This is a genomic window from Paracoccus gahaiensis, from assembly GCF_005048225.1.
Taxonomy (GTDB): Bacteria; Pseudomonadota; Alphaproteobacteria; order Rhodobacterales; family Rhodobacteraceae; genus Paracoccus; species Paracoccus gahaiensis.
The window spans coordinates 189,672-211,283 of the sequence record NZ_SUNI01000004.1; the positions used below are offsets into that span (position 1 = coordinate 189,672).

A 21,612-nucleotide genomic window follows, 5' to 3' on the forward strand; every position below is an offset into this window, starting at 1 on the left:
ATCCTGACACCCCTGGCCCGCAAGGTGCTGCGAAGCTGGCCGCCCCGGCGCCACCCGCGTCGAAGAACCTGCTGGAATGCGGCGGAGGGATCGAAGAAACTGCCGCCATGGCCGATCTTGACGCAACAGACCGACGCATCCTGTCCCTTCTTCAGAAAGAGGGGCGAATCAGCAATGCCGAGCTGGCGCTGCGGGTCCACCTGTCCCCCTCGGCCTGCCACAGGCGGGTGCAGCGGCTGGAGGAGGCGGGGGTGATCTCGGGCTATGTGGCGCTGCTGGACGCCCGTGCGCTGCGCCGCCAGACGACGGTCTTCGTCGAGATCACGCTGTCGGGCCAGGCCGACGAGGTGCTGGATGCCTTCGAGCGCGGCGTGCGCACCATCCCTGACGTGCTGGAATGCCACTTGATGGCCGGCACGGCGGATTACCTGCTCAAGATCGTGGTCGAGGACACCGACGACTTCGCCCGCATCCACCGCCAGCATCTGTCGCGCCTGCCCGGCGTGGCGCAGATGCATTCCAGCTTCGCCCTGCGCACCGTCTTTCGCACGACCGCCATTCCCGTCTGACCGGGTTGCGTCAGATTGTCGCGATTATGTGCCGGTCCACCGGACCCTTCCGGCCGCTGCGGCGTTTCAAGCGCAGACATAACAGCCATGGGAGGCCACGATCATGACCACGCCGTTCAAAGCCCTGCTGCGGGGCACGCAGATTGCCGCGACCGCCAGCCTTCTGGCGACCACCGCATTGGCCCAGACCACGACCATCGACACGCCGCAGGGCAACAGCGTCATCGTTCCCGACGATGCGCTGGAAGAGCAGCCCTCGGGCGGGTTCATTCGCGAAAGCGACTATCCCCGCTTCGAGAGTATCGAGAATTACCAGGCCATCGCGGACACGCTGACCGGGCAGGGCTATTCCGACATCTTCATCCAGCGCGAGGGCCCGATCCTGACCGTGACCGCGCAGCGCGCCGGCGTGCCGATCGAGCTGGTCTACAGCACCGCCAATGCGCGGCTCGTGTCGGTCGACGGGGTCGAGACGCGGGCCGAGCCCGAGGGCTCGTCCGCGGGTGATCTGGCAGGCGCGCCCACCGGCAGCGGAACGACCCCGGGCGAGGACGCGACGGCCCCGGGCGAGGATGCGGCAGAGGACGGCACCGACACGCCCGCCGACGGGGTTGCAGATGGGGCCACCGACGGGTCCGGCGATACGCCCGAGGGGTCGGAGGACAGCGGGTCTGACGACGGCGGCTCGGAGGGTGCCGGGACCGATGGCGGCTCCGAAGGGGGCGGGGCCGATGGTGGATCTGATGGTTCCAACTCGGATGGCGGCGATTCGGACGGCGGCGGGTCCGAAGGCGGCGAGTCCGGTGGTGAGTCCGGCGGCGACTCCGATGGCGGCGGGTCCGATGGCGGCGACTCCGATGGCGGCGACTCGGGCGGCGGCGATTCGGACGGGGGCGAGGGCGACAGCGACGGCTGACCCCTCCGGCCCTGCGGCGCGATCACCCCGATCCGCTGCAACCCGGCCGCCTGAATGAAGAAAACCCCCGCGACACGCCGTCGCGGGGGTTTTCAAATGACACAAGATCGCGTCGTCTTACAGCGCGCCTTCGCGCTGTGCCTTTTTACGGGCCAGCTTGCGGGCACGGCGAACGGCCTCGGCCTTTTCACGGGCTTTCTTGACCGACGGCTTCTCGAAATGCTGCTTGAGCTTCATTTCGCGGAAGACACCTTCGCGCTGAAGTTTTTTCTTCAGAGCACGAAGCGCCTGTTCGACGTTGTTGTCGCGAACATTGACCTGCATGTGGTTGTCACCACCTTCCTAGGTTAGAGTTGATAGATTGCAGGAAGCGTCCCCCTAACAGCAGCGGGCGCATTTGTCCAGACGAGGTATGCATGACCCAGACCGACCGAGACGCGCTTCTGGAGGCCGCGCTGATCCACGTGCCCTTCGAGGGGATGAACGACCTAGCCTTGGCCGCGGGCGCCCGCGACATCGGCATGAGCCCGGCCCTGGCGCGGGTGCATTTCCCGCAGGGCGGGGCCGGGCTGGCCGCCGCCTATCACCGCCGCGCCGATCAGGCCCTGCGCCAGACCCTGGCCGCCGCCCCGCCCGAGGGGCGCTTCCGCGACCGCGTGGCCCAGGCCGTCTGGCAGCGCCTGCAGCTGGTCGATCCCGAACTGGTCCGGGCGGGGGCCGCGACATTGGCCCTGCCGCAGAACGCGGCCTTGGCCTCGAAGCTGGTCTGGGAGACGGCGGATGTCATCTGGACAGGCCTCGGCGACCGCTCGCAGGACGTGAACTGGTATTCCAAGCGCGCCACCCTGGCGGCGGTGATCTCGGCCACGGTGCTGTTCTGGCTGGGCGACGAGTCCGAGGGTCAGGCCGAGACGCGCGGCTTCATCGACCGCCGCATCGACGGGATCATGAGCATCGAGACGGTCAAGGCCAGGCTGCGGCGCCTGCCCGGCGCCTCGCGGCTGACCGATGCGGCCTTCGGCTGGATCAAGGCGCCCCGCGACCGCGCGCTTCCCGGCAAGATCCGCTAAGGAGAGACCATGTTCCCCGACACCATGACCGCGATCCAGATCGCCGCCCCCGGCGCCGCCGACCAGTTGCGCGCCACGACCCGCCCCGTGCCGGTCCCCTGCCATGACCAGATCCTGATCCGGATCGCCTATGCCGGGGTGAACCGTCCCGATGTGCTGCAGCGCTCGGGCCAGTACGCGCCCCCGCCCGGCGCGTCGGACCTGCCGGGGCTGGAGGCCTCGGGCGAGATCGTGGGCATGGGCGCGGGCGTGACCCGTTGGAAGAAGGGCGAGCAGGTCTGCGCGCTGCTGCCGGGCGGGGGCTATGCCGAATATGCGGTCTGCCACGCCGACCACGCCCTGCGCATCCCCAGGGGCCTGGCCCTGCGAGAGGGCGCCTGCCTGCCCGAGACCGCCTTCACCGTCTGGTCCAACGTGGTCCAGCGCGGCCGGCTGACGGGGGGCGAGCGGTTCCTGGTCCATGGCGGCACCTCGGGCATCGGCATGATGGCGATCCAGATCGCCCGCGCGCTTGGCGCCCGCGTCTTCGCCACCGCCGGCAGCGACGACAAATGCGCCGCCATCAGGGCCCTGGGGGCCACGGCCATCAACTATCGCGACCAGGATTTCGTGAAGATCCTGACCGAGGCGGGCGGGGCGGACCTGATCCTCGACATGGTGGGCGGCAGCTACATCCCGCGCAACATCAAGTCACTGGCCCAAGACGGACGGCTGGTGATGATCGCTTTCCTGGAAGGCCCCAAGGTCGAGCTGAACTTCGCCCAGATCATGGTGAACCGCCTGACGGTCACCGGCGCGACCCTGCGCCCCCAGTCCGACGTGGCCAAGGCCGAGATCGCCGACCGGCTGCGCAAGCAGCTCTGGCCGATGATCGGCGCAGGCGCGGTGGGTGTGACCATCGACAGCGAGTTCCCCCTGGCCGAGGCCTCCGAGGCCCACCGCCGCATGGAAAGCAGCGATCACATCGGCAAGATCGTGTTGAACGTGGCCGGCGACGGCGCCTGAGGCGCGGCCGGATGCCTCCGGCGGGGATATTTGCAGACCCAAGCAGCACGGTTCTGCCTTTCCTCCCGCGCCGGACCCGTGTGCGGTTTCGCCTTGGTTTCAATATCCTCGGGGGGTCCGGGGGGCGAAGCGCCCCCGGCCGTCGCGGGACGCAAAAGCGGGTGTCGGGATCAGCGCAACGCTTCCATCAGCACGCGCGCACGGTCGCAATCGCGTCGGGCATCGGGCGCGCAGGGGCGGGGTTGCAGATCGCGGGTCAGGCAGATGCGGACCTCGGACAGGGCCGCGTCGCGGCAGGTCACGGTGACGCCGTCGGCGGTCAGGCCGGGATTGGCCTCCAGGAAGGCCTCCTCGACGACGGCAGGGGGCAGGGTGATGTCGCGGTCGAGCGCGTCGAAGACCGGTGGCACGCGCAGCCCCTCCAACGCGTCGCGGGTGGCGGCGTAATAGCCGGTGGCCGACAGGCCGGTGCAGCGACCGTGCTTGCGCCATTGATAGGCGGCCAGCCCCGGAGATCCCATGATGTCGGCCATGGCCGCGCTGTCGCGGCGGGAGGGGTCGCGCTCGGCGGTCGGGCAGTCCTGCGGCCAGCCGCGCTCGTGCTGCGGCCAGAGCCCGTGGACGGTGAAGTCCGTCGCCGTGCCGCCGCGGCATTCCGCGGCGCCGCGCTCGTCGCCGGTGGCGCTGCACCATGCGGGCTGCCAGCTGAGCGCCAGGACATAGTAATCGAACTGCCCCGCGACATCGCGGGCGGCGAGGGGCAGGGGGATCAGCAGGAGGGCCAGGGCCAGACAGGATGCACGCATGGCCCCATCCTAGCCCGGCTGCGGCGCCAGGGCACGGGGCAATCGTGCGAATCCTCTTTTCCCCGGCCCCTGGAATCGCTATACGACCCGGCAATTCCCCCCGAAAACGAGGAATGGCAGCCGCCAAAGCCGTTTTTCCGGCCTACACCCCCATGCTCGGGACATGAGACACGCGAAGGAGACTGACATGAGCAAGCCGCTGATGGCCAAGGCCACTGCCGTCTGGCTGGTCGACAACACGACGCTCAGCTTCAAGCAGATCGGCGATTTCTGCGGTCTGCACGAGCTGGAGATCCAGGGCATCGCCGATGGCGACGTGGCCGCCGGGGTCAAGGGCTTCGACCCGGTCGCCTCGAACCAGCTGGACCCCGAGGAGATCAAGCGCGCCGAGGCCAGCCCGATCTATCGCATGCGCCTCAAGCACAACCCCGCCGCCGAGGGCGAGGAAAAGCGCCGCGGGCCCCGCTATACGCCGCTGTCCAAGCGCCAGGACCGCCCCGCCGCGATCCTTTGGCTGGTCAAGTTCCACCCCGAACTGGCCGATGCGCAGGTGGCCAAGCTGGTGGGCACCACCAAGCCGACCATCGCCTCGATCCGCGAGCGCACGCATTGGAACATCGGCAACATCCAGCCGATCGACCCGGTGGCCCTGGGCCTCTGCCGTCAGACCGAGCTGGACGCCGCGGTGCAGAAGGCGGCCAAGAAGAAGGCGGCCGAAGGCGGGGTCATGACCGATGACGAGCGGCGCAAGCTGGTCAGCACGGAGACCTCGCTGGCGATGGGCGACGAGCCGCGCCTGCCCAGCTCGATCGCGGGGCTGGAGAACTTCAGCCTGTCGCGCGAGGACAAGCGCCCCGAGCCGCCGCGCGATGCCGACAGCTTCTTCAACCTGCCCGATGCCGAGGCGGGCGACGAGGATGAGGACGATGACGGCGACAAGGGCGGTCGCCGCTGAGGCCGTCTCACCCTTGCGCATGAAAAAGGCCGGGCAGATGCCCGGCCTTTTCCATTCGGAATCAGGACCCGATCAGGTGCGGCCGCGGATCGCGCGATAGCCCCAGATCAGGATGCAGGCACCGATGACGGCGACGATCAGCTGGCCCAGCACGCTGTAGGTCGTGGTGCCCATGATCATGCGCAGGATCGCGTTACCCAGAACGGCACCCAGGATGCCCAGGATAATGTTCGTCAGCAGACCATGATCCGACTTCATGATCTTTTCAGCGATCCAGCCCGCAATCGCGCCCAGAATGATCGACAGAATCCAGCCCATACCGGCCATGTGATGTCCCTTTGAAATGCGTTTGGACCACCCCTGCGGCAGCCCGTCGCATCAACAATGCAGACAGGGGCGGTTCCGTTCCCGACCGGGTTGGAACGCAACCGCGACTGTCTGCGAACCGTCACAGACCGGCATCACACGGACAGGCAGACGTACTTCATCTCCAGATAGTCCTCCAGCCCGTGGCGGCTGCCCTCGCGGCCCAGGCCCGACTGCTTGACGCCGCCGAAGGGGGCGACCTCGGTCGAGATGATGCCGGTGTTCACGCCGACGATGCCGTATTCCAGCGCCTCCTGCACGCGGGTGATGCGGCCGATCTCGCGGGAATAGAAATAGGCGGCCAGCCCGAAGATGGTGTTGTTGGCCGCCGCGACCACCTCGTCCTCGGTCTCGAAGCGGAAGAGGGGGGCCAGGGGGCCGAAGGTTTCCTCGGTCGCGACCTTCATCGCATCGGTCACGCCGGTGACGATGGTGGGCTGGAAGAACAGCCCCTCCATGCGGGCGCCGCCGGTCAGCACCTTGCCGCCCCCGCCGGTCACGTCGCGGATGTGGTCCTCGACCTTCTCGACGGCCTTCTCGTTGATCAGCGGGCCGGTGGTGGTGCCGTCCTCCAGCCCGTCGCCGACGCGCAGCTTGTCCACCGCCGCCGCCAGCTTTTCGGCAAAGGCGTCGTAGACGCCGGACTGCACATAGATGCGGTTGGCGCAGACGCAGGTCTGGCCGTTGTTGCGGAACTTGCAGGCCATCGCGCCCTCGACCGCCGCATCCAGATCGGCATCGTCGAAGACGATGAAGGGCGCGTTGCCGCCCAACTCCATCGAGCATTTCATCACCTGATCCGCCGCCTGGCGCAGCAGGATGCGCCCGACCTCGGTCGAGCCGGTGAAGGTCAGCTTGCGCACCAGGGGGTTCTCGCAGAACTCCTTGCCGATATCGCTGGACCGCGACGAGGTGACGACCGACAGGATGCCCGCGGGCAGGCCCGCGCGTTCGCCCAGCACCGCCATGGCCAGCGCTGACAGGGGCGTTTCCGCCGCCGGACGGGCCACGAAGCCGCAACCCACCGCCAGCGCCGGCGCTGCCTTGCGGGCGATCATCGCATTGGGAAAATTCCACGGCGTGATCGAGCCCACCACGCCGATCGGCTGGCGGATGACCGTCAGGCGCTTGTCGGACATGTGGCCGGGGATGGTCTCGCCATAGACGCGCTTGGCCTCTTCGCCGAACCATTCGATAAAGCTGGCGCCATAGGCGATCTCGCCCTTGGCCTCGGCCAGCGGCTTGCCCTGCTCGGCGGTCAGGATGCGGCCCAGATCGTCCTGGTTCTCCATCATCAGGTCGAACCAGCGGCGCAGCACCTGCGACCGTTCCTTGGCGGGGCGGGCGGCCCAGTCCGTCATCGCGGCCTTGGCGGCGTCGATGGCACGGGCGACCTCGGCCCGGCCCAGATCGGCCACCGTCGCGATCACGTCGCCCCGGGCGGGGTTCAGGACCTCGAAGGTGGCGCCGTCATCGGCATCGACCCATGCGCCGGCCACGAAGGCGCGGGTCTCCAGCAGCGAGGGATCGCGCAGGAGGGTCTTGAGATCGGTGGAATGCTTGGTCATGGGGTCCTCGGAAGGCTGGGGTCGGCGCAGATGACCACGCCCATGGCGCCTTGTCAAAGCGCCCCCGGCCAAGGGGCATGTGACGGAAATGTGAACCGGGCGCCTCGGTCTGACCGGCAACCTTCCGGCGCGACGCGGCGTTGACCTTCCAATCGCCGGGCTGTCCCTCTTGGCGATCTCTCGGGGGCGGTGCGCCAGTCGCGCCGCCCTTTTTTTCATCCGAACCGCGATTGCCAGCAGGGTTGCAGGTCACCGGTCATCGGCCGGGCGGCATGGACGCCCCGCGCGATCGCCCGGGCCAGCACGCAGGCTGCCGCATGGCCAAGCGCGAAGGCATCGGCCAGCGGATTGACCAGCGGGTCGGGCAGGGGCCGTGTGCCGGTCGAGACGGCAAAGACCAGATCCCCGTCCAAGGGCGTATGGCTGGGCACCAGCGCGCGGGCCAACCCGTCATGGGCCGCGATGGCCATGCGCTGCAGCCCGGCCTTGTCCAAGGCGGCATCGGTGGCCACGATGGCGATGGTCGTCGCCTCGCCAAGGCGCTTGTCGGGGGAGGGCTCGTGGGCGGCGGGGAAGTGGCGGGGCAGCCCCAGGCCGCCGAATTCGTCCTCCAATTCCCACGGGGCGGCCCAGAAATGCGGACCCTCGCCCACCGTGGGCCGCCCGAGGGCATTCACCACGACCAGGGCGCCCACCGTGACGCCGCTGTCCAGCACCGCCGAGGCCGAGCCCAGCCCGCCTTTCAGCGCGCCGGTCAGCGCCCCGAGCCCCGCTCCGGCACTGCCGAAGGCAAAATCCGCCTCCGCCGCCGTCCAGGCCGCCCGGCCAAGCGCCGGATAGGGGTTGGCGGTCCAGTCCTTGTCGCCGCCGTTCAGCAGGTCGAAGACGATGGCGCCGGGCACGATGGGCACCCGCGCCGGGCCCACCGCAAAGCCGCGCCCGGCGGCATGCAGCGCCTCCATCACCCCGTCGCAGGCGGCCAGACCGAAGGCCGAGCCGCCCGACAGCACCAGCGCATCGACCCCGCCCACCAGCTTGTCGGGCGCCAGCAGGACGGTCTCGCGCGTGCCCGGCGCGCCGCCCATCACATGGACGCTGGCGGCCAGGGGCCGGTCGGCGGTCAGCACCGTCACGCCCGATCGCAGCACCACGTCCTGCGCGTTGCCCACGCGCAGCCCGGCCACATCGGTGATCAGGTTGCGCGGGCCGGGGATCATGATTGTCGTTCCAGCGCTGCGTCGCGGGTCTGCGAGAGGGTGGCGCCGGGGGTCAGCGCCTCGGGGTCCAGGCGCAGCTCGATCAGCGACAGCCGGCCCGACAGGCGGGCGCGCTCGAAGGCGGGGGCCAGATCCTCGTCGCGCTCGACCAGCTCGCCATGCCCGCCATAGGCGCGCACCAGCGCCGCGAAATCGGGGTTGAAGAGGTCCGTCCCCGACACGCGGCCCGGGTAATGGCGTTCCTGATGCATGCGGATCGTGCCGTAGCGGCCGTTGTTGGCCACCAGCACGATGGGGGTGGCGCCGTATTGCGCGGCGGTGGACAGCTCGTTCACAGTCATCTGCAGGCAGCCGTCGCCCGCCAGGCAGACCACCATCCGCCCCGGATGCGCCAGGCTGGCCGAGATCGCCGCCGGCAGCCCGTAGCCCATCGAGCCCGAGGTCGGGGCCAGCTGCGTGCCGAAGCATTGCCATCGGTAATAGCGGTGCAGGAAGGATGCATAGTTGCCCGCGCCGTTGGTCACGATGGCATCGGCGGGCAGGGTGTCGGCCAGCCATGTCACCACCTGTTCCATCCGCAGGGCGCCGGGGGTGGGGCGGGGCGTCTGCCAGGCCTCATATGCGCCGCGCAGGCGGGTGCGCCAGTCGGACCAGCGCGGGGCGGGGGCCTCGCACCCGGCCAAGGCCGCCACCACCGGGCGCGGATCGGCCACCAGCCCCGGATCGGCCCGCCACAGCCGGCCCAGCTGGTCGGGATCGGGATGGACATGGATGATCCGCGCATGCGGGCGCACCGGGTCCATCAGCGCGTAGCCATCCGTCAGCGTATCCCCAAGCCGCGAGCCGAGCGACAGGATCACGTCCGCCTCGGCCAGGGCCGCGCCCAGGGCCGGGTTCATCCCCACCCCCAGATCGCCCACATAGTGCGGCAGGCAGTTGTCCATGCGGTCCTGCCGGCGGAAGGGCACCGCCACCGGCAGATCCCACGCGGCGGCAAACCGCGCCAGATCGTCGGCGGCGGCCTGCGACCACAGGCTGCCGCCCGCGACGACCAGCGGGCGCCGGGCCGAGGACAGGGCATCCGCGACGGCCTGCACCGCCTCGGGCGCCACATGGGACAGGGGCAGGCGGGCGGGGGGCAGGTCGGGGCTGTCGGTCCGGTCCGACAGCATGTCCTCGGGCAGGGCCAGCACGACCGGGCCGGGGCGCCCGGACTGCGCCACATGGAAGGCGCGGGCGACATATTCCGCGATCCGGTCGGTCTGGTCGATCTGCGCCACCCATTTGGCCAGGGGCGTGAACATGGCGCGGTAATCGACCTCCTGGAAGGCCTCGCGGTCGCGGTCGCCGCGCGCGATCTGGCCCACGAACAGGATCATCGGCGTGCTGTCCTGCTGGGCCACATGCACGCCCGCGCTGGCATTGGTGGCGCCGGGGCCGCGCGTGACGAAGGCCACGCCGGGCCGCCCGGTCAGCTTGCCCGCCGCCTCGGCCATCATCGCCGCCCCGCCCTCGTGGCGGCAGACGATATTGGCGATGCCGCTGTCATGCAGCCCGTCCAGCGCCGCCAGAAAGCTTTCGCCCGGCACCGAGAAGACCCGCGTCACCCCGTTCGCCCGCAGCGCCTGGACCAGAACCTGCCCGCCATGCCGCATGACTTACCCCCCTCATCCCGTGGATCCGGCGCTTGGCGGACCTGACCGCCGCGCCCTTGGCGCCATCAAGGCGCCCCTCCGACAAAAGTGCAAGATGCGATCCGCTGTCCCCCTGCCGGCCCGCGCAAGGCGCCGCCGATGCGGGGAAACCTTTACACCGGCCCCCGCCGACCCTATCTGACACGGTCATGGCCAAGGATGACGACAAGAACTACAAGGTGATCGCGGAAAACCGGCGGGCGCGTTTCGATTACTTCATCGAAAGCGATCTCGAGGTGGGCATCATGCTGACCGGGTCCGAGGTGAAGTCCCTGCGCACCGGCCAGTCCAACATCGCCGAAAGCTATGCCTCGGTCGAGGGCGGAGAGCTGTGGCTGGTCAACGGCTATATCGCCGCGCTGGCCCGGGCCGGGGTCTTCGGCCATGAGGAGCGCCGCCGCCGCAAGCTGCTGGTCAAGTCGCGCGAGCTGGCCCGTCTGTGGCAGGCGACCGCGCGCGAGGGCATGACGCTGGTCCCGCTGGTGATGTATTTCAACCACCGGGGCATCGTGAAGCTGAAGATCGCCGTCGCCAAGGGCAAGAAGAACCACGACAAGCGCGAAACCAGCGCCAATCGCGACTGGAACCGCCAGAAACAGCGGCTTCTGAAGCAGGGATAGCCCCTGCGGCATTGCAGCCCTGCGCGCGCCCCTGTAGATCGGGGCGGCACAGCAGGGGGCTCAGGGCGATGCAGGACGATCCCAAGACACTGGTCTCGACCGACTGGCTGGCCGCGCATCTGTCGGATCCCGACCTGCGCATCATCGACGCCAGCTGGCACATGCCCGCCTCGGGGCGCGAGGCCCGCGCCGAATACGACGCGGCCCATATCCCCGGCGCGCGCTTCTTCGACATCGACGCGATCAGCGACCAGCGCTCCGCACTGCCGCACATGGCCCCCCCGGTCGAGATGTTCATCAGCCGCATGCGCGCGATGGGCATCGGCGACGGGCATCAGGTGGTCATCTATGACAACTCCGACGTGCGCAGCGCCTTCCGCGTCTGGTGGACCTTCCGCCTGATGGGCAAGACCGACGTGGCCGTGCTGGATGGCGGCCTGTCCAAGTGGCAGGCCGAGGGCCGCGCGATCGAGGACATGCCCCCCGTCCTGCGCGACCGCCACATCACCGTGCAGCGGCAGGCGGGCCTGGTGCGCGACGTGACGCAGGTCGCGGCGGCCTCCAAGCTGGACGATCACCACATCATCGACGCGCGCGCCCCCGAACGGTTCCGGGGCGACGCGCCCGAGCCGCGCCCCGGCCTGCGCGCGGGCCATATCCCCGGCGCCCGCAACCTGCCCTTCGGCCGGCTGTTCCACGCCGACGGCACGATGATCGACCCCGACGCCCTGCGCACGGCCTTCCAGGAGGCCGGGGTCGACCTGACCAAGCCCGCCATTACCACCTGCGGCAGCGGCGTGACCGCCGCGATCCTGTCCTTCGCGCTGGAACGGATCGGCCACCGCAACCACGCGCTCTATGACGGCAGCTGGACCGAATGGGGCAGCTATCCCGACCTGAACATCGCAACCGGAGACGCCTGACATGCTGTCCAACCTCACGGCCCAAGCCCCCGACAAGATCCTGATGCTGATCGAGGAGTTCAAGGCCGACACCCGCCAGGGCAAGATCGACCTGGGCGTGGGCGTCTACAAGGACCCGCAGGGCGTCACCCCGGTCATGCGCGCCGTCAAGGCCGCCGAGCACCGCATCTGGGAGACCCAGACCACCAAGGCCTATACCGGTCTGGCGGGCGATCCCGACTACCGCAGCGCGCTGGCCTCGATGATCCTGTCCGAGGTGCCCGCCGACCGCCTGGCCTCGGTCGCGACCGTGGGCGGCACCGGCGCGATCCGCCAGGCGCTGGAACTGGCGCGGCTGGCCAATCCGGACGTGCGGGTCTTCGTCTCGGACCCGACCTGGCCCAACCACCTGTCCATCATGAAGTTCATGGGCCTGCCCTTCACCGAATACCGCTATTTCGATGCCGCCACCCGCGGCGTCGATTTCGAGGGGATGAAGGCCGACATCGCGCAGGCCGCCAAGGGCGACATCGTCCTGCTGCACGGCTGCTGCCACAACCCGACCGGCGCCAACCTGACGCTGGAGCAATGGGCCGAGGTGGCGGACATCCTGCAGACCTCCGGGGCCATCCCGCTGATCGACCTGGCCTATCAGGGCTTCGGCGACGGGCTGGATGCGGATGCCGAGGGCACGCGCCTGATCGCCGCCCGCCTGCCCGAGGTGCTGATCGCCGCCTCCTGCTCCAAGAACTTCGGCATCTACCGCGAGCGCACCGGGTTGCTGATGGCGCTGGCCGAGAACACCGCGGCGCGGGATCTGGCACAGGGCTCGATGGCCTATCTGAACCGCCAGAACTACTCCTTCCCGCCCGACCATGGCGCCCGCATCGTCAGCACCATCCTGACCGACGAGGCGCTCCGCGCCGATTGGGCCGCGGAACTGGAAGAGGTCCGGGGCACCATGCTGGGCCTGCGCGACCAGCTGGCGACCCAGCTGCGCGACCTGTCGGGCAGCGACCGCTTCGACTTCATCGCCCATCACCGCGGCATGTTCTCGCGCTTGGGCGCCACCCCCGAACAGGTCGCCACCCTGAAGACCGACGCGGCCATCTACATGGTCGGTGATTCGCGCCTCAACATCGCGGGCCTCAATCGCGACACCGTCCCGATCCTGGCCCGCGCGATCATCGACGCCGGCATCTGACGGCGGGCGGGCGGGGGCGCATTGCCCCCCTAGCCCCCTGCAGCGGTCCATAAATATCCTCAGGGGGGAGTCGCGGGACGCGACGGGGGGCGCGAGCGCCCCCCTGCCGCCCTCACCGCCGCGCCAAGGCCCGCTCGATATAGTCGCGCAGTTCCTCGATCTCGTTGCGGCTGTCGCGCAGCCCCTGCACCGCCGTCTCCAGCTCGGCCTCGGACGCGGCCAGCCGTGCGGTGCGGTCCTCCAGCACGACCAGCATCGCCTCGCGCGCCTCCTCGGCCTCGTGCATCTGATGGGCCATGCGGTCCAGTTCGGTCATGTCCGCCCGGGCGGGACGGGCCAGCCTGTGGACCAGCCAGCTGGCCAGCCAGCCCAGAAGGAAGGCCCCGAACAGGATCAGCGCGGTCACGGTGATGAATTCCGATCGGGTCATTCGTCGGTCGGCTCCTCTGCGGCGCCCGTCCGGCCGGCCACGCTGGCGGGGCGGGCACCGGGGCGCGGTGTGGCTGGATCGGCGTCGAGGACGGGAACCCGCAGGCTCTCCTCGCGCGCTTCCAATGTCTGGAATTCCTCGCTGACGCCCACGGTCATCGGCACCATGCCCGAGGCATCGCGGCTGTGGGGCAGCTGCGGGCCCTGCATCTGCGCAGGCGCCTCGGGCAGCATCGGACCCATGGCCTGCGGCATCACGGGACCCATGACCGGCGGCATGCGCGGCCCCTGCATCGCGCCGGCCATGGCGGGCGGCGGGCCGTCCGGCGGCGGCGGCACCACGATCTCGCCGGTGACGCCGCTGACCACCACCGGCGCGGGCAGGGCCTCGCTGCGGACGGGGTGCGGGGACAGCAGGCGGAACTCGATGCGGCGGTTGGCCTCGCGGCCCTCGTCGGTCTCGTTGGTGGCGATGGGGCGGCTTTCGCCATAGCCGCGCACGGTCATGTTCGCGGTGTCGATCCCGGCCTCGTCCATGGCCGAGACGATGGCCTGTGCCCGGCTGCGCGACAATTCGGCATTGAACCCCTCGGACCCCTGCGAATCGGTATGCCCGCCCGCCTCGATCTGGAATTCGGCACAATCCTGCATCGCCCGGGAAAACCGGGCCAGGGTCGGGGCCGGATCGCCCGCGACCGAGGATCTGCTGGGCTCGAACCCGATCTCGCTTTCGGACATGATCAGGTTCAGCCGGGCCACGCAGTCCTCGCCATCGGGCAGGCCCAAGGCCAGATCCAGCCGGCGGTCGTAGCCGATCGTCAACTCGTAGCGCGCCCCCGCCCCAAGCCGGTCCGACAGCAGCGCCGCCGCGCGGTCGGTTGCATGGGGATCGCCCGAGACGCCGCTCAGCGCGATCATGTCCGGCGTGACCCGGACCTGACCCGATTGCAGCGCATCCATCGCCTCCAGCCCGGCGATGACGCGGACGGTCCAGCCGCCCGGCACCTGCGGATCGGTCTGCAGCCCGCTCTGCGCCACCTGAAAGCGCGACCGGGCAAAGCTGTCCACCGCCTGCCGCATCTGCGCATCGGCGATCCGCCCGCGCATCGACAGGCTGCCGGCGGGGGCAAGGCTGGCCTCGAAGGCGACCGGCACGGGGGCGGCCTCGGCCTCCAGCAACTGCGCCTCCAGGCGGTAGGCGGGGGGCAGGGCGCCCTCCAGCTGGCCCGCCACCATGTCGAAGCGTGCGCGGTCCACGCCTGCCGGCATGACAAGTGCCACGTCGGTATCGGACAGCGTCACCTGCCCCTGGCCCAGGCTGGCCACGGCGGTGATCGCGGCCACCGCCGCATCGGCCCAGTCCTCGGTCGGCACGCCCAGGCCCAGCACGCAATCGGGCAGGGCCTGCATCCCGGCGCTGCGCGCGGCCTCGGCCACGCGGTCGCGCGCGGCCTCGTCATCGACCGCGCAGGCATCGAAGCGGGCGCCGTCGCCATCCATCGCAAAGCGCAGGATGAAGGGCGCGATCACCGGGCGCGGGGCCGCGATCTGCAGATCCAGCGTCAGATCGGCGGGCGCCGCCTGCCGCAGGGCCGCCTCCAGCCGGCCCTGATCGGCCCGGTCGGCGGCCAGCGCCGCGACGCGGACCTGGCCGGGGGTGATCGAGACCTTGGACTGCCCGGCCATCTCGATCGCCTGCAGCCCCAGGCTCAGCGCCGCGTCCCAGCCCTCGGGCGCCGGATGATCGGCGGCCTCCAGCAGATCGGTGACCTCGCCGCCCCCAAGCCGCAGCGTGCGCAGGATCGCGGCCCGGTCGGTGCTGGCGGGCACCAGCCCGATCAGCGAGATGCCCCGGTCGCTGCGCAGCAGCTCGATGGTGAACTCGGGTGGCGTCATCGCCTCGACCGAGGCGACGGTCATCCGGTCCAGCACCCGCCCCGCATCCACCACGGTGGCGGCCTGGGTCACGGCGCGGAAACGATCGACCTCGGAGGGGGCGGTGCCGGTCAAACGCACCAGAAGCCCGTCGGCCTCGACCGTCGCCCAGTCATGTCCCTGCGCGGCCAGGACCTGTGTCACGTCGCGGGCGGCCCGGTCCTCCAGATAGGTGGCCGCCGCCTCGGCGCCCACCCAGCTGAGCCCGGCCCCGCCGGCCAGGATCACGATCGTGGCCAGAGAGGTGGACAGGCGGCGGCGCGCGGTGGGCATGCGAAAAAACCTGTGGCTGTTGCAAGCGCGGCACGTCTAGCGCCGGGTCGGGGCTGGCGCAATCACGCCAGACCCGCAACGGCAAGAAACAGCGCAAGAATCAGCCCGGAATCGCGATTGGATCTGAACAGTTCAAGGCAGATATCCCCTTGATCGGGGCGGAACTTCTGCAACTGCCACATCAGGTGCAGCCCGAAGGCCAGCACGCCCGCCCAGCCCATCAACTGATTGCGACCGGTCAGGCCGATAGCCACCGCCAGCACCGCCACCGCCACCACGGCAAATCCCGCCAGGATCTGCGGGCTGCGATCCGCGAAGAGGCGGGCGGTGGACCGCACGCCGATCAGGGCGTCATCCTCGACATCCTGATGGGCATAGATGGTGTCGTAGAAGATCGTCCAGGCGATCGCGCCCAGCCAGGCCACGACCGGGGCCGCATCCACCCGCCCCATATGCGCGGCATAAGCCAGCATGACGCCCCAGTTGAAGGCAAAGCCCAGGAACAGCTGCGGCCACCAGGTGAAGCGCTTGGCGAAGGGATAGATCGCCACCAGTGCCAGCGAGGCCACCCCCATCCAGACCGCCGCCTGGCCGAGCGTGACCAGGATCGCCAGCCCGACCAGCCCCTGAAGCCCCAGCCACAGATAGGCGCCGCGCAGCCCGACCTGCCCCGAGGGCAGGGGCCGCGACCGCGTCCGCGCCACCTGCGCGTCGATGGCCCGGTCGGTGATGTCGTTCCAGGTGCAGCCCGCGCCGCGCATCACGAAGGCGCCGATGGTGCAGGCCAGCGCGATCCACAGGTCGAACAGGCGCGGCGCGTCGGCCATCATCGCCAGCCCGATCCCCCACCAGCAGGGCAGCAGCAGCAGCCAGGTGCCGATGGGCCGGTCGGCGCGGCTCAGCCTCAGCCAGGGGCGCGTCCGGGGCGGCGCGAAGCGGTCCACCCAGTTGTCGGCAGGCGCGTCGACGACGGCGTCTGGCCTTTCGGTCCGGCTTTGCATAGCGTCGCACCCATCATGGCAAGGATCAGGCTTTACATAGATCAGCCGCTGGTCGCGGGGCAACCCGTCCCCTTGGACGGGGCGCAGGCACATTACCTGACGGGCGTCATGCGGCTGCGTGCGGGCGACGCGGTGACGGTCTTCAACGGGCGCGACGGCGCATGGGCCGCGACGCTGGCCGAGGCGGGCAAGCGCGGCGGGAGCCTTGACGTCGGGGCGCAGACCGGGCCGCAGCAGGACCCGCCCGACCTGTGGCTGCTGTTTGCGCCCATCAAGAAGGCCCGCACCGATTTCATCGTCGAGAAGGCCGCCGAGATGGGCGCAGCCCGCATCCAGCCCGTCTCGACCGATCACACCAATTCCGAACGCATCCGCCAGGACCGCCTGCAGGCCCATGCCGTCGAGGCGGCCGAGCAATGCGGCGGCACCTTCGTGCCCCCGGTGGCCGACCTTTTGCCTCTGGCGCAGCTTCTGGACGGATGGGATCCCGCGCGCCGCATCCTCTGGGCCGACGAAGCGCGGGTGGGCCCGGCCGAAGCGCTGGCCGGCCTGCCGCCCGGACCCTGGGCCATCCTGATTGGCCCCGAGGGCGGGTTCTCCGGCGCCGAGCGGGCGCATCTGTCGCGCCTGCCCTTCGTCACCCCGGTCAGCCTAGGCCCCCGCATCCTACGCGCCGATACGGCAGCGGTTGCGGCCTTGGCGCTGTGGCAGGCCGCCTTGGGCGACTGGCGCTGAGGCACTTTGCCCGCAAACCGGGCAAAATTCGGGCTATGTGTCGGGATTGCGACGAAAATCAACGCTTTCGCTGCGGGATTCGCATAGCGGGGTTGCCGGTTTCGCGGCTACTCTTTGCGGGCTGCCCAAACTATCTCCTGTGTATCCGAAATGTGCCCGCTGACAGGGCAAACTGAAAACAGGTGATATGATGTCGACGATCGAAACGAACCGCAGCGCCACCGCTGCCGGAGGCGTGGGCAACGTCGCAGCGCAGATCGTCTCGCTGTTCGCGTCCTGGCGCGAAACCCGCGTGACGCGTCGCGAGCTGGGCCGCCTGTCTGACCGCGAGCTGGACGATATCGGTCTGTGCCGCGGCGACATCGAGCGGATTGCGCGCGGCGTCTGACGCCACGACCGACCCTTCCAAGACGAACGAACCCCCACGGCAGAACGCTCGCGGGGGTTTTTTCATGTCCGAAGGGGATGGCCCGGGGATCAGCTGCGGGTCATCACCAGCGTCGTCCAGTCGCCCAGATCGTCGCGCCGATCAGACGCGAAGCCTGCCGCCCCATAGGCGGCGGTGACCTCGTCGGCCTGCGTGGTCAGGATGCCCGACAGGATGATCCTGCCGCCCGGCGCCACGTGGCGGGCAATGTCGCCCGACAGGTCGATCAGCGGCTGCTTGAGGATATTGGCCAGCACCAGATCATAGGGCGCGGCTTGCTCGATCGTCGGATGGTCGAACCCCGCTGCCTCGATGCAGACCACGCGCCCGTCCAGCCCGTTGGCGATGACATTGGCCGCCGCCGTGTCCACCGCCATCGGGTCGATGTCGCTGGCCAGCACCGTCACCTGCCAGATCCGCGCCGCCCCCATGGCCAGAACCGCCGTGCCGCAGCCGATATCGGCGATGCGGGTGGCGGTAAAGCCCTCGGTCGCCAGCCGGTCCAGCGCCTCGAGGCAGCCCTTGGTGGTGTTGTGATGGCCGGTGCCGAAGGCCATCGCGGCATCGATGCACAGGGCCTCGGCGCCGGCGGGGATGTCGTCGGCATCATGGCTGCCATGGACATAGAAGCGCCCGGCCCGGACCGGGGTCAGCTCGCGCCGCACATGCGCCACCCAATCGACATCGGGCACCTCGGAGACGAGGAACGGGTTCGCGCCATGGGCCGCCGCCAGCAGGGCCAGCGCGATCTCGTCGGGCGCTTCGGTGAAATAGACGCCCACCTCCCACCGTTCGGATCCGTCCTCGATCTCGAAGAAGCCGGTGCCGACGGGTTCGGGGGTCAGCTCCTCACAGGCCTCGGACAGGGCCTCGGCGGCCTCGCGGCCTTGCAGGTGGGTCAGCGCGGTATAGGTGGCCATGTCAGATCGGATCCGGGTTGGGCATGCTGGCCTCTACCCCGGTGCCCTTGAGCCCGCAATAACCGTCCGGGTTCTTTTCCAGATACTGCTGATGCGCCTCGTGTGCGGGCCAGAAGGGGATGCCGCCCTCGATGATCTGCGTGGTGATCTTGCCGAAGCCCTGCACCGCCAGACGGTTGTCGTAATCGATCTTGGACGCCTCGGCGGCCGAGGTCTGCATGTCGGTGAAGGTGACGATCAGGCTGCGGTACTGGCTGCCCTCGTCATTGCCCTGCCGGTCGCCCTGCGTGGGATCGTGGTTTTCCCAGAACAGCTGCAGCAGGTGGTCATAGCTGATCAGCGAGCTGTCATAGATCACCCGCACGACCTCGGCATGGCCGGTATCGCCGCGCTTGACCTGATCATAGGTCGGGTTCTGGACATCGCCGCCGGCAAAGCCCACCTCGGTCGACCAGATGCCGGCCTGCTGCCAGAACAGGCGCTCGACCCCCCAATAGCAGCCCATGCCGAAGATCGCCTGATCGTAGCCGGCGGGCGGGTTGGTCCCCAGGGGGCGGTGGAAGATCGCATGGTCGGTCATGATGGCCTCATGTGTCGTGATGGGGGCAAACGCGGGTCGGGCGGCGGGGGTTCAACCGCGCGGATGGGCGGCGTGATAGACGGCCATCAGCCGCGCGTCATCCACCCCGGTATAGACCTGGGTGGTGGACAGGCTGGCATGGCCCAGCAATTCCTGGATGGTGCGCAGATCGCCCCCGGCGGACAGCAGATGCGTGGCGAAGCTGTGGCGCAGCGCATGGGGCGTGGCGCTTGCGGGCAGGCCAAGCTCGGCGCGGGCCAGCCGCATCGCTCCCTCGACCGCCGCGCTGGTCAGCCGACCTCCGCGCATGCCGCGAAACAGCGGCTGGTCGACCCGGTGGCCCCAGGGGCAGAGCTGCAGATATTCCTCGACTGCCACGCGAGCGACGGGCAGGACCGGCACCTGCCGTTCGCGACTGCCCTTGCCCCGGATGATCAGCCCCTGCGGAAAGGGCCAGTCGGTCCCGTTCAGCGCCAGCGCCTCGGAGATGCGCAGTCCCGATCCCCAGAGCAGCGTCAGCACTGCCAGATCCCGCGCACCGACCCAGGGGGTCGCATGACCCGCCACACGGTCCAGCGTGTCCTGCGCCTGCAGGGGCGTCAGGGGCCGGGGCAGGCTGCGGGTGTATTTCGGGCTGCGGGTGGACAGGGCCGCCGACAGATCCACCCCCTCGCGGTCCGAGATCCAGCGCAGGAAGGACCGCACCGCCGACATCCGCCGCGCCAGTGACCGGGCGCCCAGGCCCCGCCCGCGTTCCGAGGCAGCAAAGGCGCGCATGTCGGCCTGCCGCAGCCGGGCCAGGGCCGCGGGCGCCACGGGCTCGGCCCAGTAGCCGCCCAGGAACTGCAGGAAAGCCAGCAGGTCGGCGCGATAGGCGGTGATGGTGTGGTCGGACCGGTCGCGGGTCGCGGCCTCGGTCTCCAGCCAGCGATCCAGCGCATGGGCGGTGGCGGGGGCCATCAGGCCGGTCATCGGCGCAGATGCTGCAGCAGGACCAGCCGGAAGACCTGCGCGAAGAACCGCAGCAGGTCGGTTCCATGCGCGGGCATGAAGCGGGTCGCCTCGTCGCTGCCCATCAGCAGCAGCGCCTGTGGCCGGTCCGCGCCCAGATCCAGCGGCAGCAGCGCCTCGGAGGCGATGGTGCGGCCATGCAGGGGGCGGGTCAGGACCAGGGCGTCCCGCAGCACAATGTCATTGCCGCGCGGCGCGCGACGGCCCGCCGAAAGGAGGGGGTCGAGGCTGCCCTGCGGCACCCGGACCGCCTCGGGCGGCAGGGACAGGGACGGATCGGCCTCGACGATCAGGCGCAGCGTCTCGATCCGCAGGAGGGGCGCGATCTCGGTCTGCAGGCTGGCCAGGAACTCGGCCAGATCGGCCGATTCCAGCAGGCCCAGCACGGCGCGATGCACCATCGCCATGCCCGACAGATTGTCATAGGCGGCGGCGATGACGGTCTCGTGGGTCATTTCCAGCCGGTCGAGGCGGGTTTCCAGCGCCTCCATCGCGCGGCCGCGGATGTCGATGACATTCGCGCCCGCCTGATCCTCGCGTGCCGCGACCAGCGCGCGCATCAGGTCGCGGTCGGCCAGGATGGCGCCCGGATCGGCCAGCAGCCGGTCGCGGATCGCCGGGTCCAGAGGGGGATCAAGCGCGTCGGTCATGGCCTTGGCCCTCCGCTGGCGGGTTACAGGATCTTCTGGCCGCTCTGCTTCCAGTCGGCGTCGAACTGCGCCAAGCCCTTGTCGGTCAGCGGATGGGTGATCATCGTCTTGATGATCGAGGGGGGCGCGGTGATCACGTCGGCGCCGATCCGGGCCGCGTCGACGATATGGTTCACCGTGCGGATCGAGGCCGCCAGGATCTGCGTCTCGAAGCCGTAATTGTCATAGATCTCGCGGATGTCGCCGATCAGCTCCATCCCGTCCAGATGGATGTCGTCCAGACGCCCGATGAAGGGGCTGATGAAGGTCGCCCCCGCCTTGGCCGCCAGCAGCGCCTGCGCCGCCGAGAAGCACAGCGTCACGTTGACCTGGCGGCCCTCGTCGGTCAGCACGCGGCAGGCCTTCAGGCCGTCCCAGGTCAGAGGCACCTTGACGCAGACATTGTCGGCGATCTTGGCCAGGTGGCGTCCCTCGGCGATCATGTCCTCGGCCTTCTCGGCCACGACCTCGGCGCTGACCGGACCCGTGACCAGCGCGCAGATCTCGGCGGTGACCTCGGCGATGGCGCGACCCGATTTCAGGATCAGCGAGGGGTTGGTGGTGACCCCGTCGACCATTCCCAGCTCGTTCAGCTCCCTGATGGCGGCGATGTCGGCGGTATCAACAAAGAATTTCACGGCCCGTCCTCCTTGGATGCGGTTTGTCCGGGTCTTACCGCAGATGGGGGGACGCGGGAAGGGGTCGCGCCCATCCGGGGCT

General features: G+C 69.7%; 24 protein-coding genes. 10 read left to right on the plus strand and 14 right to left on the minus strand.

Annotation, left to right across the window (positions count from 1 at the left end; translation table 11 throughout):
- Positions 1-107: 107 nt before the first annotated feature.
- Both FA743_RS07175 and FA743_RS07180 read left to right on the plus strand, forming a co-directional pair.
- On the plus strand, positions 108-569 hold the full coding sequence (locus tag FA743_RS07175; RefSeq protein ID WP_135311863.1) for an Lrp/AsnC family transcriptional regulator: 462 nt from the start codon (positions 108-110) through the stop codon (positions 567-569).
- 103 nt (positions 570-672) lie between these two features.
- On the plus strand, positions 673-1,485 hold the full coding sequence (locus FA743_RS07180) for a hypothetical protein (protein WP_136885186.1): 813 nt from the start codon (positions 673-675) through the stop codon (positions 1,483-1,485).
- 117 nt (positions 1,486-1,602) lie between these two features.
- Here the strand turns inward: FA743_RS07180 and rpsU are convergent, their stop codons facing one another.
- Positions 1,603-1,809: a 30S ribosomal protein S21 gene (gene rpsU, locus FA743_RS07185; protein ID WP_081994671.1), complete on the minus strand. Its 207-nt coding sequence runs from the start codon at positions 1,807-1,809 to the stop codon at positions 1,603-1,605.
- Positions 1,810-1,901: 92 nt separating this feature from the next.
- Between rpsU and FA743_RS07190 the strand changes: the two genes are divergently transcribed.
- Positions 1,902-2,555: a COQ9 family protein gene (locus tag FA743_RS07190; protein WP_136885187.1), complete on the plus strand. Its 654-nt coding sequence runs from the start codon at positions 1,902-1,904 to the stop codon at positions 2,553-2,555.
- Between the two features lie 9 nt (positions 2,556-2,564).
- Complete coding sequence (locus tag FA743_RS07195; RefSeq protein ID WP_136885188.1) at positions 2,565-3,560, plus strand: NAD(P)H-quinone oxidoreductase; 996 nt, start codon at positions 2,565-2,567, stop codon at positions 3,558-3,560.
- A gap of 170 nt (positions 3,561-3,730) precedes the next feature.
- Here the strand turns inward: FA743_RS07195 and FA743_RS07200 are convergent, their stop codons facing one another.
- Positions 3,731-4,366: a ribonuclease T2 family protein gene (locus FA743_RS07200; protein ID WP_136885189.1), complete on the minus strand. Its 636-nt coding sequence runs from the start codon at positions 4,364-4,366 to the stop codon at positions 3,731-3,733.
- Between the two features lie 187 nt (positions 4,367-4,553).
- Here FA743_RS07200 and FA743_RS07205 point away from each other — a divergent pair, with 187 nt between their 5' ends.
- Complete coding sequence (locus FA743_RS07205) at positions 4,554-5,321, plus strand: DUF1013 domain-containing protein (RefSeq protein ID WP_136885190.1); 768 nt, start codon at positions 4,554-4,556, stop codon at positions 5,319-5,321.
- Between the two features lie 72 nt (positions 5,322-5,393).
- Here FA743_RS07205 and FA743_RS07210 read toward each other — a convergent pair whose 3' ends face one another.
- The 4 genes from FA743_RS07210 to FA743_RS07225 all read right to left on the minus strand — a co-directional run bounded on the left by FA743_RS07210 (position 5,394) and on the right by FA743_RS07225 (position 10,127).
- A complete protein-coding gene (locus FA743_RS07210; protein WP_136885191.1) occupies positions 5,394-5,648 on the minus strand; it encodes a GlsB/YeaQ/YmgE family stress response membrane protein in 255 nt (84 codons plus the stop codon).
- 134 nt (positions 5,649-5,782) lie between these two features.
- The gene (locus FA743_RS07215; RefSeq protein ID WP_136885192.1) at positions 5,783-7,255 is read right to left on the minus strand and encodes an NAD-dependent succinate-semialdehyde dehydrogenase; all 1,473 of its coding nucleotides are present in this window, start codon (positions 7,253-7,255) and stop codon (positions 5,783-5,785) included.
- A 215-nt stretch (positions 7,256-7,470) separates the two neighbouring features.
- Positions 7,471-8,472 (minus strand): P1 family peptidase, encoded by a 1,002-nt coding sequence (locus FA743_RS07220; RefSeq protein WP_136885193.1) that lies wholly within the window; start codon positions 8,470-8,472, stop codon positions 7,471-7,473.
- Positions 8,469-10,127 carry a thiamine pyrophosphate-binding protein gene (locus FA743_RS07225; RefSeq protein WP_136885194.1) on the minus strand — a complete coding sequence of 553 codons (1,659 nt, stop codon included), beginning with the start codon at positions 10,125-10,127 and terminating at the stop codon, positions 8,469-8,471. Before FA743_RS07225 ends, FA743_RS07220 begins: the two co-directional genes overlap by 4 nt.
- 188 nt (positions 10,128-10,315) lie before the next feature.
- Between FA743_RS07225 and smpB the strand changes: the two genes are divergently transcribed.
- The 3 genes from smpB to FA743_RS07240 all read left to right on the plus strand — a co-directional run bounded on the left by smpB (position 10,316) and on the right by FA743_RS07240 (position 12,892).
- Positions 10,316-10,786, plus strand: coding sequence for an SsrA-binding protein SmpB (smpB, locus tag FA743_RS07230; RefSeq protein ID WP_136885195.1), 471 nt, complete (start codon positions 10,316-10,318; stop codon positions 10,784-10,786).
- 68 nt (positions 10,787-10,854) lie between these two features.
- On the plus strand, positions 10,855-11,709 hold the full coding sequence (sseA, locus tag FA743_RS07235; RefSeq protein ID WP_136885196.1) for a 3-mercaptopyruvate sulfurtransferase: 855 nt from the start codon (positions 10,855-10,857) through the stop codon (positions 11,707-11,709).
- A 1-nt stretch (position 11,710) separates the two neighbouring features.
- Complete coding sequence (locus FA743_RS07240) at positions 11,711-12,892, plus strand: amino acid aminotransferase (RefSeq protein ID WP_136885197.1); 1,182 nt, start codon at positions 11,711-11,713, stop codon at positions 12,890-12,892.
- Positions 12,893-13,004: 112 nt separating this feature from the next.
- On the opposite strand, the gene FA743_RS07245 is transcribed toward FA743_RS07240, so the two are convergent.
- From FA743_RS07245 to ubiA, 3 genes are all read right to left on the minus strand, one after another.
- Complete coding sequence (locus FA743_RS07245; RefSeq protein ID WP_136885198.1) at positions 13,005-13,322, minus strand: hypothetical protein; 318 nt, start codon at positions 13,320-13,322, stop codon at positions 13,005-13,007.
- On the minus strand, positions 13,319-15,529 hold the full coding sequence (locus FA743_RS07250; RefSeq protein ID WP_136885199.1) for an OmpA family protein: 2,211 nt from the start codon (positions 15,527-15,529) through the stop codon (positions 13,319-13,321). Before FA743_RS07250 ends, FA743_RS07245 begins: the two co-directional genes overlap by 4 nt.
- Before the next feature lie 62 nt (positions 15,530-15,591).
- Entirely contained in the window at positions 15,592-16,530 is a 939-nt protein-coding gene (gene ubiA, locus FA743_RS07255; RefSeq protein ID WP_136885200.1) for a 4-hydroxybenzoate octaprenyltransferase, read from the minus strand.
- Between the two features lie 15 nt (positions 16,531-16,545).
- Between ubiA and FA743_RS07260 the strand changes: the two genes are divergently transcribed.
- Together FA743_RS07260 and FA743_RS07265 are read left to right on the plus strand one after the other, a co-directional pair.
- A complete protein-coding gene (locus FA743_RS07260) occupies positions 16,546-17,265 on the plus strand; it encodes a 16S rRNA (uracil(1498)-N(3))-methyltransferase (RefSeq protein WP_136885201.1) in 720 nt (239 codons plus the stop codon).
- Between the two features lie 190 nt (positions 17,266-17,455).
- Complete coding sequence (locus FA743_RS07265; protein ID WP_136885202.1) at positions 17,456-17,653, plus strand: DUF1127 domain-containing protein; 198 nt, start codon at positions 17,456-17,458, stop codon at positions 17,651-17,653.
- 89 nt (positions 17,654-17,742) lie between these two features.
- Here the strand turns inward: FA743_RS07265 and FA743_RS07270 are convergent, their stop codons facing one another.
- Genes FA743_RS07270 through fsa form a run of 5 tightly spaced genes read right to left on the minus strand, consistent with a single transcriptional unit; the run spans position 17,743 to position 21,530 of the window.
- Complete coding sequence (locus FA743_RS07270) at positions 17,743-18,612, minus strand: 50S ribosomal protein L11 methyltransferase (RefSeq protein WP_136885203.1); 870 nt, start codon at positions 18,610-18,612, stop codon at positions 17,743-17,745.
- Between the two features lies 1 nt (position 18,613).
- Positions 18,614-19,192 carry a peptide-methionine (S)-S-oxide reductase MsrA gene (msrA, locus tag FA743_RS07275; protein ID WP_136885204.1) on the minus strand — a complete coding sequence of 193 codons (579 nt, stop codon included), beginning with the start codon at positions 19,190-19,192 and terminating at the stop codon, positions 18,614-18,616.
- 51 nt (positions 19,193-19,243) lie between these two features.
- The gene (locus FA743_RS07280; protein WP_136885205.1) at positions 19,244-20,164 is read right to left on the minus strand and encodes a tyrosine recombinase XerC; all 921 of its coding nucleotides are present in this window, start codon (positions 20,162-20,164) and stop codon (positions 19,244-19,246) included.
- Entirely contained in the window at positions 20,161-20,853 is a 693-nt protein-coding gene (locus tag FA743_RS07285) for a DUF484 family protein (protein WP_136885206.1), read from the minus strand. The genes FA743_RS07280 and FA743_RS07285 overlap by 4 nt, the downstream gene beginning before the upstream one ends.
- Before the next feature lie 23 nt (positions 20,854-20,876).
- A complete protein-coding gene (gene fsa / locus FA743_RS07290; RefSeq protein ID WP_136885207.1) occupies positions 20,877-21,530 on the minus strand; it encodes a fructose-6-phosphate aldolase in 654 nt (217 codons plus the stop codon).
- Positions 21,531-21,612 lie beyond the last annotated feature (82 nt).